This is a genomic window from Blautia sp. AM29-29 (genome assembly GCF_003480555.1).
Classification (GTDB): Bacteria; Bacillota; Clostridia; order Lachnospirales; family Lachnospiraceae; genus Fusicatenibacter; species Fusicatenibacter saccharivorans.
In genome coordinates, this window is sequence record NZ_QUJD01000012.1 from 47,738 (window position 1) to 66,022 (window position 18,285).

General features: G+C 49.4%; 15 protein-coding genes. 2 read left to right on the forward strand and 13 right to left on the reverse strand.

All coding sequences use genetic code 11. The annotated features are described in order from the left end of the window. Window positions 1-57 precede the first annotated feature (57 nt). The 6 genes from DW769_RS10155 to DW769_RS10180 all read right to left on the reverse strand — a co-directional run bounded on the left by DW769_RS10155 (window position 58) and on the right by DW769_RS10180 (window position 5,562). The gene (locus tag DW769_RS10155; protein ID WP_118750350.1) at window positions 58-534 is read right to left on the reverse strand and encodes an Lrp/AsnC family transcriptional regulator; all 477 of its coding nucleotides are present in this window, start codon (window positions 532-534) and stop codon (window positions 58-60) included. An 8-nt stretch (window positions 535-542) separates the two neighbouring features. After that, window positions 543-1,892: a hemolysin family protein gene (locus DW769_RS10160; RefSeq protein WP_179973095.1), complete on the reverse strand. Its 1,350-nt coding sequence runs from the start codon at window positions 1,890-1,892 to the stop codon at window positions 543-545. A 25-nt stretch (window positions 1,893-1,917) separates the two neighbouring features. Next, complete coding sequence (locus tag DW769_RS10165) at window positions 1,918-3,297, reverse strand: aminopeptidase (protein ID WP_055221450.1); 1,380 nt, start codon at window positions 3,295-3,297, stop codon at window positions 1,918-1,920. A gap of 288 nt (window positions 3,298-3,585) precedes the next feature. Next, on the reverse strand, window positions 3,586-4,293 hold the full coding sequence (locus tag DW769_RS10170) for a DnaJ domain-containing protein (RefSeq protein WP_055221390.1): 708 nt from the start codon (window positions 4,291-4,293) through the stop codon (window positions 3,586-3,588). Between the two features lie 6 nt (window positions 4,294-4,299). Beyond that, window positions 4,300-5,139 carry a DUF5685 family protein gene (locus DW769_RS10175; RefSeq protein WP_022463183.1) on the reverse strand — a complete coding sequence of 280 codons (840 nt, stop codon included), beginning with the start codon at window positions 5,137-5,139 and terminating at the stop codon, window positions 4,300-4,302. Between the two features lie 21 nt (window positions 5,140-5,160). Further along, window positions 5,161-5,562: a hypothetical protein gene (locus DW769_RS10180; protein WP_022463182.1), complete on the reverse strand. Its 402-nt coding sequence runs from the start codon at window positions 5,560-5,562 to the stop codon at window positions 5,161-5,163. A gap of 191 nt (window positions 5,563-5,753) precedes the next feature. Here DW769_RS10180 and DW769_RS10185 point away from each other — a divergent pair, with 191 nt between their 5' ends. Continuing rightward, window positions 5,754-5,990: a hypothetical protein gene (locus tag DW769_RS10185; protein WP_118750335.1), complete on the forward strand. Its 237-nt coding sequence runs from the start codon at window positions 5,754-5,756 to the stop codon at window positions 5,988-5,990. After that, window positions 5,987-6,589 (forward strand): HAD family hydrolase, encoded by a 603-nt coding sequence (locus DW769_RS10190; protein WP_055264774.1) that lies wholly within the window; start codon window positions 5,987-5,989, stop codon window positions 6,587-6,589. Before DW769_RS10185 ends, DW769_RS10190 begins: the two co-directional genes overlap by 4 nt. Window positions 6,590-6,637: 48 nt before the next feature. On the opposite strand, the gene DW769_RS10195 is transcribed toward DW769_RS10190, so the two are convergent. The 7 genes from DW769_RS10195 to DW769_RS10225 form a co-directional block, all read right to left on the reverse strand. Further along, window positions 6,638-9,175 (reverse strand): transglutaminase domain-containing protein, encoded by a 2,538-nt coding sequence (locus DW769_RS10195; protein ID WP_118750351.1) that lies wholly within the window; start codon window positions 9,173-9,175, stop codon window positions 6,638-6,640. A 153-nt stretch (window positions 9,176-9,328) separates the two neighbouring features. Next, window positions 9,329-10,342, reverse strand: a complete 1,014-nt coding sequence (locus tag DW769_RS10200) for a glycoside hydrolase family 18 protein (protein ID WP_118660427.1) — start codon at window positions 10,340-10,342, stop codon at window positions 9,329-9,331. A 27-nt stretch (window positions 10,343-10,369) separates the two neighbouring features. Next, window positions 10,370-11,668, reverse strand: coding sequence for an alpha-L-fucosidase (locus tag DW769_RS10205; RefSeq protein ID WP_273693494.1), 1,299 nt, complete (start codon window positions 11,666-11,668; stop codon window positions 10,370-10,372). 212 nt (window positions 11,669-11,880) lie between these two features. Further along, on the reverse strand, window positions 11,881-13,521 hold the full coding sequence (locus DW769_RS10210; protein WP_118750337.1) for an extracellular solute-binding protein: 1,641 nt from the start codon (window positions 13,519-13,521) through the stop codon (window positions 11,881-11,883). A gap of 138 nt (window positions 13,522-13,659) precedes the next feature. Further along, on the reverse strand, window positions 13,660-14,589 hold the full coding sequence (locus tag DW769_RS10215) for a carbohydrate ABC transporter permease (RefSeq protein ID WP_022463175.1): 930 nt from the start codon (window positions 14,587-14,589) through the stop codon (window positions 13,660-13,662). A 14-nt stretch (window positions 14,590-14,603) separates the two neighbouring features. Then, window positions 14,604-15,539, reverse strand: coding sequence for an ABC transporter permease (locus DW769_RS10220; protein WP_022463174.1), 936 nt, complete (start codon window positions 15,537-15,539; stop codon window positions 14,604-14,606). Window positions 15,540-15,993: 454 nt separating this feature from the next. Next, window positions 15,994-18,234 (reverse strand): glycoside hydrolase family 3 N-terminal domain-containing protein, encoded by a 2,241-nt coding sequence (locus DW769_RS10225; RefSeq protein WP_147398855.1) that lies wholly within the window; start codon window positions 18,232-18,234, stop codon window positions 15,994-15,996. Window positions 18,235-18,285 lie beyond the last annotated feature (51 nt).

Here is an 18,285-nt window from a genome sequence, read left to right on the forward strand (position 1 = left end):
CTAGCGGGATTCCGGTTTTTGTAACACGCTTTAGTATATCGGAAAGTCCGCAGAAAATCAACCTTTTTCTTCTTCCTGCTCCAGAATCGGGATTCTGGTATCGCCGAGCGGAATTCCTCTGTGTTCCACCGATGTAGAGAACACGATCTGCGTCTTCGTTCTTCCAAAATGCTGAAGCTGGCCGATAAACTGATCCAGCTCAGATGTCGTGTGGAACACAACCTCCATCAGCATCGAATAGTCGCCGGTCACGCAGTTGCACTCGATCACATTCGGGCAGTTAGTGATGTACGGATAGAATTCCTTTTTCCGCACCGGCTCAACCTCCAGATTGATGAATGCCTTGATCCGATAGTCGAAAACCTCCGGGTTCACACTCGCGCGGTAGCCGGTGATCACCCCGTCCTTTTCCAGGCGGTCGATTCTCGCCGAAACCGTCGGCGAAGTGAGACTTACCTTGTCTGCAATACTTTTGAGCGGAAGCCTTGCATCTTCCTGCAGCAGTTCCACAATTTTCCGGTCTGCTGTATCCAATTCACGTTTCATTCCCTCTCCTTACGTTCCTCCTGCTCTCCTTTTTCTTTCGGAGGCAGTTTCTTTACCACCGTATTTTCCACGCGGTGTTCTTTGACCCGCATGACCTTGATCCAGAGATCGTCGGTCTCGAGTTCAAACTGGCTGCCGTCATCCGGAACCGCACCGAGTTCGCCGAAAATGTAGCCGCCGAACGTTTCATATTCATCGACCGGCAGTTTGATCTTCAGTTCCTCCGCCACATCATCCAACGAGGCACTTCCCATGATTTTCCAGGTGTCTGTGGAAATCAGCTCAATTTCCGATGGCTGCCCGATCTCCGCCTCATCATTCAAGTCCCCGACAAGCTGCTCGATCAGGTTACGCACGGTGATAATTCCATCCATGCCGCCGTACTCATCCAGAACCACGGCAAAATAGTTGCCGGTCTTTTTCATGTTCTGGAACAGCGTGGCAGCCTTGATGTTTTCAGGAACAAAATAAGGCTGTTTGATTGCTTCTTTCATGACATGATCGCGGTCCTTGGTGCGAAGCCGGAAATAATCCTTGGCATCCAGAACGCCGATGATATCGTCCACAGTTTCGCCGCAGACCGGGTAATACGAGTGGCGGCTCTCATGGATGAGCTGCTCCCACTCCTCAATCGAATCCTCCACCCACAGAAGATCCACATCGGTCCTGTGGACGCAGATTTCGTCGATCGTCAGATCATCGAACTCAAATACGTTCTGAATCATATCTTTTTCTTCGTTGTCGATGGTACCTTTTTCGCTGCCGGCATCTACCATCATCCGGATTTCTTCCTCTGTTACCTGATCATCGTCCTCGTTCGGGTCAATGCCGAAAAGGCGCAGGATACCGTTTGTCGATACCGTTAAAAGTCCGACCAGCGGGGCAAAAATTTTCGAGGCGGTGGTCACAAGACCGGATACGCCAAGTGCGATTTTCTCAGAGTTGTGCATCGCAAGACGCTTTGGCACGAGTTCACCGAAAATCAGGGTAATATAGGATAAAAGCAGCGTAATCAGCACGACGGCAATGGCATCCAGCGTCTTTTCCGGGATCTGCACGCCCGCATCCACCAGGACCGAGACGAATCTGCCCGAAAAGTTTTCTGCCGCAAAAGCACTTCCTAAAAATCCGGAGAGAGTGATGACAACCTGTATGGTTGCGAGGAAACGCGACGGCTGCTCCGTCAGACGGAACAGCTTTGCCGCTTTCTTGTTTCCCTCCTGTGCCATTTTTTCCAGTTTAGCGTCGTTACAGGAGACCACAGCGATCTCCGCGCAGGCAAATACCGCATTGACCGCTATCAATACGACCTGCAAAAGAATACTGCCGACTATGTCACTGTCCAAACGTTTCAAACCTCCTCAATATTATTTATGCGTTTTTCAAAAATGCCACATAGGCCTTCTTGGCCTCGTAAACATCTGCTTTGCTGGTTACTTCCCATGGAGCATGCATGCTGAGAACCGGTACACCGGAATCAATCACTTCCATACCGTACAGAGACATGATGTAGGCGATGGTTCCGCCGCCTCCGACATCAACTTTACCAAGCTCTGCTGTCTGCCAATTTACTTTTGCATCATCAAAGATAGCGCGAAGAGCTCCGACGTACTCTGCATTGGCATCGTTTGAGCCACTCTTTCCGCCTGCTCCTGTAAATTTGTTAATTACGATACCTTTTCCGAAAAATGCAGCGTTTTTCTTCTCAAATGCTGCTGCATACAACGGATCAAACGCTGCACTTACATCGGAAGAAAGCATTCTGGAAGAAGCCAGACATCTCCGAAGTGCAAGCTCCGTTCCCTCACCTGCAAGTGCAAGCAGCTCTGCCATGGTGTTTTCGAAGAAATGAGACTGCATGCCGGTTGCTCCGACGCTTCCGATCTCCTCTTTGTCTACGAGCAGGCAGCAGGATGTCTTCTCCGGTGCTTCCACCTCGAGCATTGCGACAAGAGAAGTGTATGCGCATACACGGTCATCCTGGCCGTATGCAAGAATCATGCTGGCATCCATACCAAGCTCACGCGCTTTTCCTGCCGGTACAATTTCAAGCTCTGCGGAGAGGAAATCCTCTTCTTCGATGCCATACTTGTCGTTTAAGAGCTTTAAGGTCATGGCTTTCACTGCATCTTTCTCTGTTCCTTCCAGCGGCTGGCTTCCGATCAGAAGATCGAGGTTCTCGCCCTCTACTACCGTACTTGCCGGTTTGGTCTGCTGCTCTCTGGAAAGGTGAATCAGGAGATCTGTCACACAGAATACCGGATCGTTATCATCCTCGCCGATGACTACATCCACTACTTCGCCATCCTTCTTGGCTACAACACCGTGGATTGCAAGCGGAAGCGTTACCCACTGCCATTTTTTGATGCCACCGTAATAATGGGTATCAAGATATGTAAATCCGTTGTCCTCATACAGTGGATTCTGTTTTACGTCAAGACGCGGAGAATCGATGTGCGCACCGAGAATATTCATACCCTCTGTCAGAGGCTTTGTTCCGATCTGGAACAGGGCAATGGCCTTCTTCATGCATACAGCATAAACCTTGTCACCCGGTTTTAACGCACGATTTTCTTTTACATAGGTGTCGAGGCTTACGTATCCGGCCTCTTCTGCCTGACGTACACTTTCCTTTACACACTCGCGCTCCGTTTTTCCGTGATCCAGGAATGCGCGGTAGCCGGCGTTTAATTTTTCCAGCTTTTTCATATCTTTTTTCTTGTACTCATTCCATGCTGTTTTTCGTTCCATAGCTTTTCTCTCTTTCTGTTTTCTTTCTATGATCCGTTCGTATTTTTTTGCTCCGGTCATAATTGCGATCTCTTTCATTATAATCTGTTTTGATGGGAAAAACAAGGACTTTCGGCTGTTAGAAAAAAGCCCCACAGCGAACCGTTTTTTCGGTTGCAGCGGGGCTTTTAAGGGGAGGATAAGTATTTCCTTATTTTTCTTTTGTATCATCGAACAGGGGAATTTCGATGACACTGTTATTCTCCCCTGAATGTTCACTTTTATACATTTCTTGTAATTATTTTTTGATCAACAGCAGAAAAATCCTCTTCCGCCGCAGCAACAGCAATTGCAGATGGCATTGATTGCCATACATTCACAGCACCATTTTCCGAGATCACCTGCACTTCTCTCATAGCCGTAACCGCTTCCCATGTCGGAATACCACTGGCCGCTGCCCTGGAGCTGGTTTAAAAGCTGCTGGTACTGCAGATTCTGCGGTTCTAATTTGACTGCCATCTCGGCATCCTGCACGGCATTGATGTTGTTGCCGAGGCGCGAATTTGCGATCGCATGCAGGAAATACCATTTTCCGCTGCGGTCGGAAATGTCGTTCAGCACGTTCATCGCCTCGCGGAAGTGGCCGCTGTTGATGTAGTTGGCTGCCGCCTGCAGCCGCATTTCCTGCTCGGAATTTCCATAATCATTCCGTGCGGAGCCGCCGTTTCCGTACGCGCCGCCGAATGGGTCGAAGCCGCCGAACGGGCCATAGCCGCCGTAAGCATCTCCGCCATACGACGAACCTCCGCTCTGGTACGAGGTGCCGTGCTCGCGTTCATCCATGATCTGTTTGTACGCCTGCTGCACCTGTTTGAATTTTTCTTCTGCTTCTGCTTTATTCGGATTATTGATATTGGCATCCGGGTGATACGTCCGGCTGAGTTTTCGGTATGCTTTTTTGATTTCATCGTCCGAAGCCCCGCGGGACACGCCCAGCACCTCATATGGATCTGTCATCAGTCTTTATTTCTCCTCTTTTTGGCGCTCTTTTGCGCTTTTTCGCATTTCGTATTTTTCCCAGATACCAGCATACAATATATTTCGCAGAATGTCTACATTTTCCAGGATCGGAAGTTTTTCAAATGCACGCGACGCTTCCGCCGTCATCATCAGCAGGATTTTTTCTGCGGTTTCCTCGAAGTCCGGCTGATCTGCGATGGACAGAAACGGGTTGTAGTTTCCGCTCTTTTTATCTTTTTCCACGTCATCAAGCGCATCCATCAGGTAAATGAATTTTCCGATGTAAAAGCCGACCTGGCGCAGATCATCGCTCCAGATGTCCTCCTCCGGAATATAGATCTCCGCCATCACCTCTCCGGTATAGCCCGCCGCAAGATCGAGGTCTGGATTGTTTTCCTTCTCGCATGCATGCAGCTTTTCGAGGTAATCCTGCACTGCTTTCGTCTGGCGCGGATACGATGCCTCGATGCGTGTCACAGATTTTTTCAAAGCCTTTGCCACTGTAAACGCCGCGTAGTTTTTCTCGTCCTCCCAGTCATCCAGCAGATTGTAATAGGCGAGCAGCACGTTCATGTCTGCGCAGTATTTTGTGTATTTGTTCCGCAGGCATTTATGTTTTTTGCCGGGATGAAGAAAGCAGTAATGCTCCTCTTCTTTTGTCTCACACTCATAAAGCCCGGTCAGCAGGATGGAAAGAAATGTCATATCAAACGTCAGCATCGCCTGACCCTTTTTTCCATACGCCTCTTTGATATCCTGACACAGACCGCAGTAGTATGCCTGATATTTATTGTAATCTTTGACTTTCAGGTCATCCTTTCGGATGGTCACATAACCAAACATGAATCGCACTGCTCCTTTTTATCAGGTGTTTTTGATGAATTTTGTTCCGCATTTCGGGCAGCGGATCTCGATGTGCCCTTTTCCTTTCGGCACACGCACCTGCTGATGGCAGGACGGGCAGCGGAAGTAGCAGTGCTCTTTATCCTTGAATGCACGGGTTCCGCCTCGGAAGAATCCGACGACGCGGTTTTTCAGTTCCAGGAATTTCTGGTTTTCCGCATACCGTTTGGAATGGTTCTTGGACATGATGCGCACATCCGCCCAGACGATCAGGACGAGTGCCAGGGTGTAGATAAGGGAGCTCCGTACAACCGCCCCGAAAATCATCATGGCAACTGCCGCCCACATCATAAAATTGCCCAGCTGATCGATGCCGTAGCGGCCGTACATCAGGCGGGAAAGTTTTTCTTTCAGTTTATCCATTTTGTTCTCGTTTCTCCTTTTTCAAAGTATATGCCAATACTCTATCCCTTTTGAGGGAAAAAAGCAATCGAAAGCGCCATTAATTTTTTCTAAAAAATTCTTAAAACTTGCGGTGGATGTTTCTTTTCAACTGTGCTACACTTGGTTATGTTTCTTTATATTTTATTTTCAGTAAACGATCGGAGATTTTTATGAAACGACTCAAACAGATCGGCGCCCTTCTCGCCATCGCGGTCCTGATCGGATTCGGGCTTGGCGCCATGATTTTTGCGTTTATCGACACGCCGTTTGCACACAAGGCGCTGACGGTCTGCCTCTACTGTGCAATTACCGCACCAGTGCTCATCTATGCCATGATGCTGGTTGCCAAGGTTCTGTCGCACCGCGATGAGAACGACAAATCAGACAAAGGAGAAAAACAGTCATGATTGATACCATTATTTTTGATGTAGGCCGCGTACTCGTCAACTGGGACTACGAGTCCTATCTGAAACGCTTTGCTTTCGGTCCGGAAAAGACGAAAGCAATCGCCGCCGCAACCTTCGAAGGCCCTTACTGGCGCCAGTTCGACCGCGGAATTCTCGCACCAGAGGAGATTGTAAAAGGATTCTGCTCCCTCGCCCCGGAATACACCGAAGAAATCAAAGAGGTTTTCGCCCACTGCGAGGAAACCATCACCCCGCTGCCGTATGCAGAAAGCTGGGTACGCTCCTTAAAAGAAAAAGGCTACCGCCTCTACATCCTCTCCAACTACTCCGGAGACCTCTTCGAGCGCACCAAAGAGAAAATGCCCTTCCTCCCCTACATGGACGGAACCCTCTTCTCCTACACCTGCCATTTAACAAAACCGGAACCGGAGATCTACCAGCACCTGATCCAGAAATTCTCCCTCACCCCGGACCGCTGCGTATTCCTCGACGACACCAAAGCAAACGTCGAGGCCGCAGAGCAGGCAGGGATTCATGGAATTCATTTTATGGGATATGAAGATGGCGTAGCACAGTTGAAAAAACTGGGCGTTCTTTAAAAAAACAGGCTGCCGCATTCGTGCGTCAGCCTGTTTTTTAGTATTAACTTACGCTTTCGCCGCCTCTTCCATCAGCCGCAGCATCAGTCCGACGCTGCCGACGTTATATCCGGCATAAGCGCGTCCGCCGATGTTTCCCGGCAATGCGAGGATCAGCAGTGGGAGTTTTTCTGCGTCGATTCCCATTTTTTCGGCGATCGCCGGGGCGTCGTCGGATGGGTCGAGGTAGAGGGACATGTTGTGGATTGCTGCGCGGGCTTTCTGGAAAGTCGTGTTTTCCAGGTCGGCTTTCGTGCGGAGCACGGCTGCCATGGCAGCGTCTTTTGCGTTCCACTTCTCTGCGATTTCGATCAGCTCATTCAGAACATGCTCGGTCGGCTCCTCTCCGGTTCCGAGGAAGGCCAGAAGGATCGGGCCGTCTTTGGTGAGATCGTTCAGGGTATGCGCCTTTCCATCCAGATCCTCCAGCGTGATCTCCGGCAGTTCGATGTGCTCTAACAGCTCATCCAGCTCTTTTTTCACGGTTTCCAGATAAATCTCTTTTGCTTCTCCCGCCTTCAGTTCAAACACGCGGTATGCGGCATGCTGGTCACCGTTCGGCATACGCATACTTGTAATCAGACGATAGCAGCCCGGCTCCAGGGTCAGAGCCAGTGTTTTGCCATTGAATGCGGTTTCTTCGTAATTCAGCGTCTCAAACACTGTTCCGTTCCACTTTCCGATGGTCCACGTCTGATAATACTTCCATGCGCTTCCATCCTCCGCATTCAGTGTCAGAACCGCACTTTCCGTTTCATCCTTCAAAACAGCAGCTTCTGTTTCCACACTGTGGAATGCCCCATCACGGTAATACTCCGGCTCCAGGGTCACCGGATTCAGTCTTGCCGCTACATTGAGACTCCGGCAGATTGCCACAAACAGAATCTTCTGCGCCAGAGGACTTCCCTGTTTCATCGTAAGGACGCCGACCGGTGTTGCCATGATCGTGTCATACTCTTCTTCTGCATGGAAGGTAATATTCTTCTTAAGATAATCCAGAATCCGTTCCGGCTGCTCCACAAAGCTGCGTTTTGTCTCCTCTTCAAAAAATCCGCGGATCATGCTCCGATACGGCGTCAGCTCCTCGAGGAAAATACGCGGGCAAAGAAGATCCTTCCTGAAAATCTCCTCCGGCAGATCCCCCTGCTCGCAGTCGAGATGATCCTCTAAAACGGATGCCTTCAAGTCCTTCGCATCCTTTAAAGCCAGCGAAAACAGCAGCTTCTTCCGGTTCGGATTTTCATCTTTGGAAAGGAATGTATAAACCTCCTCAAAATTCTCTCCTGCCCGGTGGAAAATCTCTTCCGCTTCCGGATACGCAGCAGCCTTTTTCTCATCAAAGCATGCTGCAAACCGTGCCTTCCGAAGCCGTTCCGCCTCTGCCATCCGTGCCGCATTGCGCTCCTTCTGCTCCTTTGTGGCAACGACATTCCGTACCGGCACTTCCTTCGGTGCCCGGATTTCCAGCGTCTGCCACGTATCATCCGCTGACGGAACCGCCTCTTCCTGCAGCACCAGTTCCAGCGAATCCTCCTCCTCAATCCGCATCATGGCTTCCGCCCGGCGTATTCCGTCAAATGCCCGTACCCGGATATCGCCAAGGCCAAGTGTCATCCGAACTTCTCCGTCCGCATCCGCCGTCATCACTGCAGCCGGGAAAAACTCTGCCATATTCAGGATTTCAACCGCAACATGCGCTCCGGCAGCCGGTTTTCCATTCTCATCCTTCACAAGGATCTTCACCAGCTTCGTTCTGCCATAAAAATCCGTATGGTTAAAGTAGTACAGCGCTCCTTCTTTTCCAAGATACTCCTCTTTACTTTCCTTCACATAATCCGAGAAGTTCCGCGTATGAATCAGAATTGCCCGATTCGCCGGCCCCGAGAACCAGCCGGTATCCAGCACTTCTTCCGGCTCACAGGCGCCGAGGAAATGCCACTCGCCGTCCACAAACACCTCAACCCAGGCATGATTGTCATCACAGTGTGCCCATCTCGGTGTATAAACCTGCCGCGCCGCAATACCGACACTCCGATACGCCGTAACTGCAAACGTAGACTCCTCGCCGCAGCGTCCCTTTCCACTCCGATACATTGTCATCGGAGATGCCGTTCTGCCGTCCGTCGCCTCATACGTCGCATGCTCCGCACACCAGTAATTAATCTCCAGAATCGCCTCTAAAAGACTCATTCCGGCTACACGCCCCATAATCTGCTCATAAAAAAACGGTCTGCAGTCCGTAATGTCCTCGGAATTGATCCGGTCATACAGCACATAGTTTACAAACACATCCTCCGGCAGTTCCTTACACCATGCCACCTTCTCCCGCAGCATCAGCGCATGCTTCACGTACGAAAGAAAAAGGTCAAATCCATATTCTCCCGCATCCCTTACCGGCATCGTACCATACAGAAACTTCATCAGCACAGCCTCTTCCTCACTGCACTGTTTTAATTTTTCTTCGATAACAGGCATCACCGGAGCCAGAAGCTCTCTCCGTCTCTCAAATTTTTCCGTTGCATATTTTCTTAAATTTTCTGAGATCATGATTCTATCTATCCCTTCCTCTTTTTTTCTATCCGTCTCCACAACGTACATCCGCCCACCGGCGGCAGACGCCATGTGAAAAAGGATTCCTTGCGATTTTTCAGGAACACCGGAGCGAGGAGCCTTTTCACATACCGGCTGTGGGTCACTACGCTACATATTTTTCTTTATAAATGAAAGTAATTCTCCGCTGGGATCGCATTTATACTCCCAGAACATAATGCCCCCCATGCCCTTTTCTTTCAGATACGCAATTTTCACCCCAAGCGACTCGCAGTCCTCATAGCTGATAAATGTTTCCCCGTCAAACAGATACGGAACCTTTGCCTGCTCATCCCAATACCGGATAAATCCCCTCTTTCCGATCCAGCTCTCTTTGAGCTCGCCATAGTCACCGCCATATCCTCCGACCGTCTCTGCTTCCATTCCAAGCCCGTTGCGGCATCCGGCGCCTTTTACTCCATCCCATTTTCTGGAATAAAACGGTACGCCAAGGATCAGCTTCTCCATTGGAACGCCTGCATTTGCAAAACCGTTCACCGCCTTCTCCACACATGCGTCAAACAAATTTCCCTCACTGTGATACAGCGCCGCATGATGTCCCGTCACCTTCTGGAAACCGCCCTGCAGATCATACGTCATCAGCTGCACATAATCCAGATACCGGGAGGCCTCCTTCATATCTGTCTGCAGTGCAAAATAAACATCTCCGCCGACTGCTGTCGTTACAAGCATGCCTTCTCTGTACGCGTCCAGTGTCTTCCGAAGCTCCGCCAGAAGCAGCGTATAATTCTCTTTATCCGATCTGTCCGACGCAATTCCTGCCAGCGATGTGCCCGGATACTCCCAGTCAATATCAATACCGTCCAGACCATACTCCTTCACAATTGCAAGCGCACTCGCAGCAAACCGCTCTCTTCCCTCTTTTGTTCTCGCCGACTGGGAAAAGCCGTCTGCTCCCCAGCCTCCTACGGACAATACAATTTTCAGCTCTGGGTTGCTTTTCCGAATGGATACTATTCCATCCCGTGCATCCTTTGCATCCCATACAACTTCTCCGTCCCGGATCAGACCAAATGCAATATTGATCACGGTAAGTGCCCGCACATCCTCTTCTCGCATATGATTTAAATCCGCCGTATTTACATAGCCAATTATTCTCTTCATCTCATAAGCTCCTCTGTCCGAATCGTTTTACTCATTAAAGGTTACGACTTCCCCGTGTCCCAGATTGTAGGTGATCTCATCCTCAAGCTCTACCTTCACAACCGTTGCAAACGGATGAATACTCATCTCGCCAGCCCAGATCCAAAGTGTTCCCGGAATACCGCTCCATGGAAGGGAACCCGTATAGGAGAACCGAAGCTCCTCTCCCGTATGCAGAACCGTCACCTTCTTCACCGGTGTCTTAATACCTTTCACGCACAACGTCTCCTGTGGCTTATCATAGACAAAAAGATACATCGTCTTCTTATCCGCCGAAATCGTGCTTCCGCCGAGAAAATGATTGTAATCCAGTCCTTTTTCTGTTCCAAATACCGCTTCCTCGTGGTCATGAATCCATCCGCCAAGATCCAGCAGCACCTTCTCCTGACGTTCATCGAGCGTTCCGTCCTCTTTCGGTCCGATGTCCAGCAGCATTCTTCCGCCGAGGGTAATACAGTCGCAGAACATACGCACGATCTGGCCGCTGCTCTTGTAATCATTGTCCGATGGACGATATCCCCAGGAATCATTGATCGTCGTACAGAATTCCCACTCGCCTTTCGGTCCGTACAGCGGAATTCCCTGCTCCGGTGTCTCATAATCTCCGTAGCCCTGCATTCTCGAATTCAATACAACGTTCGGATTCAGCGTATGCAGATATTCCCTGAATTCCGGCATCTTCCACTGTGCCGCGCTCCGTTCCCAGTCACCATCAAACCATAAAAGATCCACCGTTCCGTAATTCGACATCAGTTCTTTTAACTGATGATTGTTGAATTCCAGAAACTCCTGCCATTTCTGCGGCTCCTCCTCTTTTCCGGCCGGGGAACCATAGATATCGTTCAGACAGTCTTCTTTTTTCATTCCTTCCGGGTAAACCGTGCGATACCGCGGATCCGACCAGTCGATCAGCGAATAATAAAGGCCGACTTTCAGACCTGCCTCACGCATGGCGGCTGTATACTCTTTTACAAGGTCGCGCGCTGCCGGCGTTTTCTTCACAACACTTAAATCACTGTATCCGGTGTCAAACAGTGCCACGCCGTCATGGTGCTTTGCTGTCATAACCACGTACTGCGCACCTGCTTTTTGAAACAGCTCCGCCCATTTTTTTGCATCAAACTTCGATGCCGTAAAGCCTTCACACTGTTTCATGTAGTCTTCATAAGAGATATTTCCGTTGTGGAACGACCATGACTCCGACACATCACCCACCGCATAAATCCCATAATGGATAAAAATGCCCAGCTTTGCGTTCCGAAACCAGTCCTGCATCATATCTTCCAGATCCTCCTTTTTTTGTACTCCCGGATTCTTTTTTGTTCCCGTAAAAGTTAAGAAAAAAAGACTCCGGGCATAGCTTTTTTATCCGATCCAATTACCCCTTTATTGTTCCTTCCCATTGTATCAGTTCTTGCCCAAAAAGAAAGGCATATTACCGTTTTACACTGTAATATGCCTTTTTTCATTCCATAGGAAATATCATTACCTTTTCCTATTTATTTCGCGATTTCCTCAATACCCTGAGTTGCTACCCAGTCCTCAAGTCCCAGAGAGTACATACCGTCTACATAAGCCTGCCAGTCAGCATCGTTGTCGATGTCAAGCTCGCCGCATACGAACTGCGCCTGCTGCTGCTCAAAGAAATCTTTGATTGCTGTGTTCGTATCAGAGAAGGTATCAATCTTATCCAGGTCAATCCAGTAGGACGGAATAATCTCTTTGGTCAGATTTGCCTCATAAGCTTCCTCTGTTGCTTTTTTCTCATCATACATCGGATGCTCTTCTACAAACTCGAAGTCTGCCGGCAGATATTTCGGCAGAGACTGCGGCCACAGATTGCCCCAGGAATATTTTTCCTGATCTTCCTCAGACAGTGTGGTGGTGTCAATCGCATGGTATCCGTCATCCTCTTTGTTTACAATCACACCAACCGGTCCTCTGTTGCAGCCGATGCCGTTCTCCAGTGCGAATGCATTGTCAAACCAGCGGCAGATGATTTCCGGATGCTCTGCCTTGTTTGTGATGACAGCCTGGGTTCTGTATACGCTGAAGCCTTCCGTATCGCGCAGCCAGATTCCGTCTTTGTCTGTGTTCAGAACAGGCATGGAGTCGAAATCGCCTCTTTCCTCTGCAGCCGGGATTCCGGTAAACTCGTTGCTTCCGTATGCGATGGAAACGCCGTACAGGTCCTGATTTCCTTTACCTTCCCATGTGGAGCTGTCCTGTGTGTAAAGCTCTACGTCTACGAGTCCTTCTGCATACAGTTTGTGGAACCAGGAAAGGAACTCACGGTATGTATCGCTGACACCGCCGTAAACAACCTTTTCATTCTGGATTGCAATACCAAGTTTGTTCATCGGAAGTCCGAAGTAACCGGCCATAGCCTCGATATGTTTGTTGTTCGGGTCGGTAGAGAACGGGATTTCATCGGAAGCGTCACCGTTGCCGTTTGCATCCTGCTCTTTGAAGGCTTTCAAGACTGCCTCAAACTCGTCTGTAGTGGTCGGCATGCTCATGCCAACATTCTCCAGCCATTTCGTATTGATGTATGGGCTGTATCCAACGGTTGAATCGGCACATACGTACGGAATTGTGTAGATGTGTCCGTCCGGTGCTGTCATTTTTTCTCTTACACCCGGCAGATCCAGGATCGCAGAAATGTTCGGGCAATATTTCTCAAAATAATCTTCCAGCGGAATGAATACGCCCTGGTTTACACCATAGGTCAGGATTGCATTGTCGCTTAAGGTCCATCCGCCGATCACATCCGCGTAATCTCCGGAGTTCAGATCCAGATTCAGTCTCTCCGTTGCTGTTTCGTATGGATAAATTTTCAGGTCAACGTCTACATTGGTCTGTTTTTTGAACTCATCGAGCATGATAAACTCGCCGGATTCGCTGGAATCATCGCAGAAGATAGAGAAGGTGTAATCTCCCTCGTCTACCAGCGGAAGACCTTCCTGATACATAATGCCGTTTACTTTTCCGTCCTCATCCACGGTGTCGTTTGCTGCGGATGCTGCGGATGCTGCAGAAGCACTCTTTGCCGAGCTGCTTCCATTATCACTTCCACATCCGGTAAACATAGATGCCACCATTACTGCAGTTAAAACTGCTGCGACTGCTTTTCTTTTCATGATTTTTCCCTCCTGTGTTGTTCCGGCGGCATTTTCCCGCCGGAAGCGCTTTTGCCTGTCCGTTGTCCGGACTCTTTATTTACATACCGCCGTTTCCCGTGCGGCAGATAAATCGTTAAAAAAACTTCTTCTTGTAAATCAACCCTTCATGGATCCGATCATAACACCCTTTACAAAGTGCTTCTGCACCAGTGGGTACATAACCAGAACCGGGATACTGCTGATGATGATCAGCGAGTATTTCATAACGTCGATCAGCTGCTGTTTTTCCTGCAGTGCTGCTCTTGCTGCCGCAGTTGTTGCTGTCTGGGACAGCGCGGTCTGGTTCGTGATCAGGATGTTACGCAGAACCAGCTGCAACGGATACTTTGCTTTGTCCGAAATATAAACGAGTGCTGAGAAGTATGAGTTCCAGTGACCGACACCATAGTACAGAACCAGAATTGCGATGATCGCTTTGGAAAGTGGAAGTGCAATCTGGAAAAAGAATCTCGCCTGGGTGCAGCCGTCAATTTCAGCTGCCTCATACAGCTCTTCCGAAATGTTCGACTTGAAGAAGGTTCTTGCCACGATCATGTTGTATACGCTTAAGCATCCCGGAAGAATCAGTGCCCAGATCGTGTTCAGCATCTGCAGTCTCTGAATAACCAGATAGGTAGGGATCAGACCGCCGCCGAAGAACATGGTGATCAGGTAAAAAATGGTGATCGGTTTCTTTCCGGAGAAATTGCTTCTGGAAAGTGCATATGATGTCGGAAGCGTTACGATCAGGTTGACCATGACACCGCAGAAGGTGATGATCAGGGAGTTTAAAAAGCCTCTCATAACCTGGTCGTTTTTAAATACTTCTGCGTAGCCCTTCAGGGTAAATCCGATCGGGTGAAGCAGTACTTTACCACTCGATACGGCGCTTGGCGCACTGATGGATGAAATGATAACCCAGTACAGCGGATATGCCACAACAAACAGAACCAGCGTCAGGATAATGAAGCAGGCTGCGTCAAAAACGACGTCCTCTTTGCAGCGTTTTATTTTCTTTTTTGTCACTGCGGTATTTTCTTTACTCATGTTTTTGTTTCCTCCTACCACAGGCTGTTGCCCGAAAGTTTATCAGATATCGTATTGACAATGATCAGCATAACCATGTTTACGATGGTGTTGAACAGACCGATTGCTGAAGAATACGACATATCGTTGTTGATCAGACCGACCTTATAGACGTAGGTGGAAATGATCTCGGATACACTGGCATTCAGGTTGTTCTGCAGAAGGAAGGCTTTTTCGAAGCCGACGGAAAGAATGCTTCCGCAGTTCATAATCAGAAGAATGGTCGCGGTCGGCATGATCAGCGGAAGGTCGATGTGACGGATCAGCTGTAATTTCGTTGCGCCGTCTACCTTTGCCGCCTCATGCAGCTCCGGGCTGATGCCGGCGAGTGCTGCGAAGTAAATAACAGAGCTCCATCCTGTACTCTGCCATACGCCGGTCCACACATAAATGTGTCTCCAGTAGGCTTTTTTCGCCATGAAGTTGACCGCCGGAATTCCGATTGCTTCCAGTACGTGGTTGATAACACCGACGGACGGAGACAGGAACAGAATGATCATACCACACATAACTACGGTGGAAATGAAGTTCGGCGCGTAGGTGACGGTCTGGATCACTTTCCGGTATCTCTTATGGCGGAAGGAGTTCAGCATCAGTGCCAGGATGATCGGAATCGGGAATGATACAACCAGTCCGTACAGACTCAGGATCAATGTGTTCTTGATGGTGGAAGCAAAGTATGGAGAGTTGAAGAATCTCTCAAAGTAGTACATGCCTACCCACGGGCTCTTTGTGATTCCGGCTGTCGCATTAAAGCGGCGGAACGCGATCTGTACACCATACATCGGAATGTAGCTGAAGATGAATGTCAGGATTACGCCCGGAACACAGAAAAGCCAAAGCGAGATGTCTCTCTTAAAGGCGCGGATGGTGCGGCCTTTTTTCTTTGCTTTTGTTGGTTTCTCTTTCATTTCTCTCTTGTCCTCCCTTTTAAAGGTTTCGTGTTTTCCTTGATTGGAGCATCCCTTGTCGTGAACATTTTGAACATTTTGCTTTCGCATCATCCTCGCATGCTGCTTCTTTTTTGTGCAACTGCCACAATCAAATCTGTTATTTAAGATTTATCCAACACTGTTTTGATAAATTTATTTTACATTTTGTTTCCTTATTTGTCAATTAATTTTTAAACACAAATATCATTTTGTTACTTTTACGCAATTTAAACCGATACTTTTTAAGCACTTTTCCCATAAATTCTCCTGTTTTTCCCTTTGTTTTTCGTTTCACGGCATCGGAGCATACGATCCATTTATATTTTTATCCATTTTTTGCAAACAAAAAGAAGGAAGCTATGTTTCTTTATTTTGTAATATAGTTTCCTTCTTTGTTCATTTTTATTATATTTTTATGTTTTTTCGTCCGTTCTTACATTTCCGTCACGTTTCCAGTCCACCATTTCTCTGCTCCATCTTCAAGCATCAGCTCGTACTCATGGCAGATGACCTCTGGTTTTCCCGGAATCTGGACAAAATTCAGCTCCTCTTTTGTAAGATGGAACACAGCTTCTTTTTTCTCTCCCGGTGCAAGTGCAATTCTCGTAAAGGCTTTCAGCTCTTTGATTCTTGCCACAACGCCGCCGGAACGTTTCCGCACATACAGGCACGGAACGGAAGTTCCGGCCATATTTCCGGTATTTTCCACGGTAAAGGAAACAGAAATACCATTTTCTTCTTTTGTTACGGAAACATCACTGCCGGTAAACGTTGTGTAGGATCTTCCTTCTCCGAAGGTATGCAGCGGCTGGCTTGTCATATCACAGTACGCCGGGGCAACGGAAGTCCGATAATTGTAGCATACCGGGATCTGTCCCACGTGGCGTGGCATAGAAACCGGAAGACGGCCGGACGGATTGCTGCTTCCATAGAGAAGCTCAGCAACTGCCCTGCCTCCCATCGGTCCCGGGTAGAATGCATATAAAACGGCATCGGAAGCATTTTCGATCTTCTCGATACAGTATGCTCTTCCGGCAATTACAACCGTTACCAGTGGTTTGCCAAGGCGGGCAAGTGCTGCAATCAGTTCTTCCTGCGCGGCCGGAATGTGAACCTTCGCGGTGTCCATTCCCTCGCCGCAGTCCATCGAACGGCTGCCCGTTCCCTTCGAGGCTGCTCCGTTTGCATCGAACACAGCTCCTCTAAACCGTGAGGAGGAACCGCCGACAACGGCTACGATCACATCGCTTTCTTCTGCAAGTGCCATCGCTTTTGCTTTTTCATGCTCATCCGCCTCGGAAAAACCGGACCCCATCGCATAAGAGACTTTCACGCCATCCGGTGCTTCCTGCTTCATGCCCTGCAGAACCGTGACGCACTCGCTTTCCGGCACCGGCGGAGTATAATCGCCGAGCATACAGTAACGGTCTGCCGCATGGTAGCCGATCACTGCTACTTTTTTATATTTCTTTGCAAGCGGAAGCATCGTCTTTTCATTTTTCAGAAGCACAGCAGACTCCCGCGCCAGTGCAAGAGATACCTCCGGGATGCCGGCTTCTTCCGGGGAAAGCATGTTTTCTTCCATATAAGGATGCTCGAACAGACCTTTTTCAAATTTCAGTTTCAGAACGCGGAGCACCGCCTCATCGATCTGGCTCTCCTCCAGAAGTCCCTGATCAACCGCCTCACCGAGACGGCCAAAGGCTTCATCCCACAGGCTCACATCAACACCGGCCTTTCTTGCCGCAACGGCTGCATGCAGCGTATCCCCCTCTGTGTTTTTCAGGAAATCGACAGCCAGTCCGTCTGCCATCACAATGCCGTCAAAGCCCATCTCACCGCGCAGTACATCGCGAAGCAGCCATGCATTTCTGTGGCAGTACACGCCGTCGATCTCGTTATACGCCGCCATGATTCCTTCCACACCGGCTTCGCAGCACGCTTTTGCAGACGGAAAATGGATTTCACGCAGCTCACGCTCCCCGATTCTCGCCGCACTCGCATTCACACCTCCGGTCGTCTCGCCCTGGGCGCAGAAATGTTTTGCCACGCTGCCGACGCCGGTCGACTGCATGCCGGTCACGGCTGCTTTTGCCATCGCGGCTGCAAGGCATGGATCCTCAGAGTAGCACTCTTCACTTCTTCCCCATCTCGGATCACGCGCCATATCAAGTGCCGACATCAGCGCCAGCTCCACATGACCGCTCTTTAACTGCTTTCCGCATGCCTTGTAGCCTTTCGAAAGAAGCGCCGGATCAAACGTTGCTCCGGCAGCCAGGTTGACCGGAAGCAGACCTCCTCCGAGTGCCTGATGGCCATGCGGGCACTCGCTGCTCATCATCATCGGAATGCCGAGGCGGGAATGTTCCATGACGTAGTGCTGTACCATATTGTAGGCTTTTGCGGAGAGCTCCGGCACGATACCGGTCTTCTCATCCTTATCGGCCCACGGGTCGGCACGGTACAGGCCGTACAGAACACCAAGACCACCCATACGCTCGACTTCTTCTTTAAATTCATCTGTCAGAGTAAATTCCTCTCCCTGCCGCTCATAGATGCGGAATCCGTACAGCCGCTGGTTGAGCTGTCCCACTTTTTCTTTTAATGTCATTCTTCCCAGAAGATCTTTCGCTCTCTCTTCCGGCGAAAAGGCCGCATTCTGATATGCTTCCATCTGATTTTCCTCCTTATATGCTTTCTGCCCGGCCGTTTTCTTCCTGCCGGT

What these genes read in the sequence shown, in the direction of transcription:
- DW769_RS10165 (WP_055221450.1), bottom strand. Translation starts at nt 3,297, where the DNA reads ATGGAACGAAAAACAGCATGGAATGAGTACAAGAAAAAAGATATGAAA.
- DW769_RS10170 (WP_055221390.1), bottom strand. Translation starts at nt 4,293, where the DNA reads ATGACAGATCCATATGAGGTGCTGGGCGTGTCCCGCGGGGCTTCGGAC.
- DW769_RS10175 (WP_022463183.1), bottom strand. Translation starts at nt 5,139, where the DNA reads ATGTTTGGTTATGTGACCATCCGAAAGGATGACCTGAAAGTCAAAGAT.
- DW769_RS10180 (WP_022463182.1), bottom strand. Translation starts at nt 5,562, where the DNA reads ATGGATAAACTGAAAGAAAAACTTTCCCGCCTGATGTACGGCCGCTAC.
- DW769_RS10185 (WP_118750335.1), top strand. Translation starts at nt 5,754, where the DNA reads ATGAAACGACTCAAACAGATCGGCGCCCTTCTCGCCATCGCGGTCCTG.
- DW769_RS10190 (WP_055264774.1), top strand. Translation starts at nt 5,987, where the DNA reads ATGATTGATACCATTATTTTTGATGTAGGCCGCGTACTCGTCAACTGG.
- DW769_RS10195 (WP_118750351.1), bottom strand. Translation starts at nt 9,175, where the DNA reads ATGATCTCAGAAAATTTAAGAAAATATGCAACGGAAAAATTTGAGAGA.
- DW769_RS10200 (WP_118660427.1), bottom strand. Translation starts at nt 10,342, where the DNA reads ATGAAGAGAATAATTGGCTATGTAAATACGGCGGATTTAAATCATATG.
- DW769_RS10210 (WP_118750337.1), bottom strand. Translation starts at nt 13,521, where the DNA reads ATGAAAAGAAAAGCAGTCGCAGCAGTTTTAACTGCAGTAATGGTGGCA.
- DW769_RS10215 (WP_022463175.1), bottom strand. Translation starts at nt 14,589, where the DNA reads ATGAGTAAAGAAAATACCGCAGTGACAAAAAAGAAAATAAAACGCTGC.
- DW769_RS10220 (WP_022463174.1), bottom strand. Translation starts at nt 15,539, where the DNA reads ATGAAAGAGAAACCAACAAAAGCAAAGAAAAAAGGCCGCACCATCCGC.
- DW769_RS10225 (WP_147398855.1), bottom strand. Translation starts at nt 18,234, where the DNA reads ATGGAAGCATATCAGAATGCGGCCTTTTCGCCGGAAGAGAGAGCGAAA.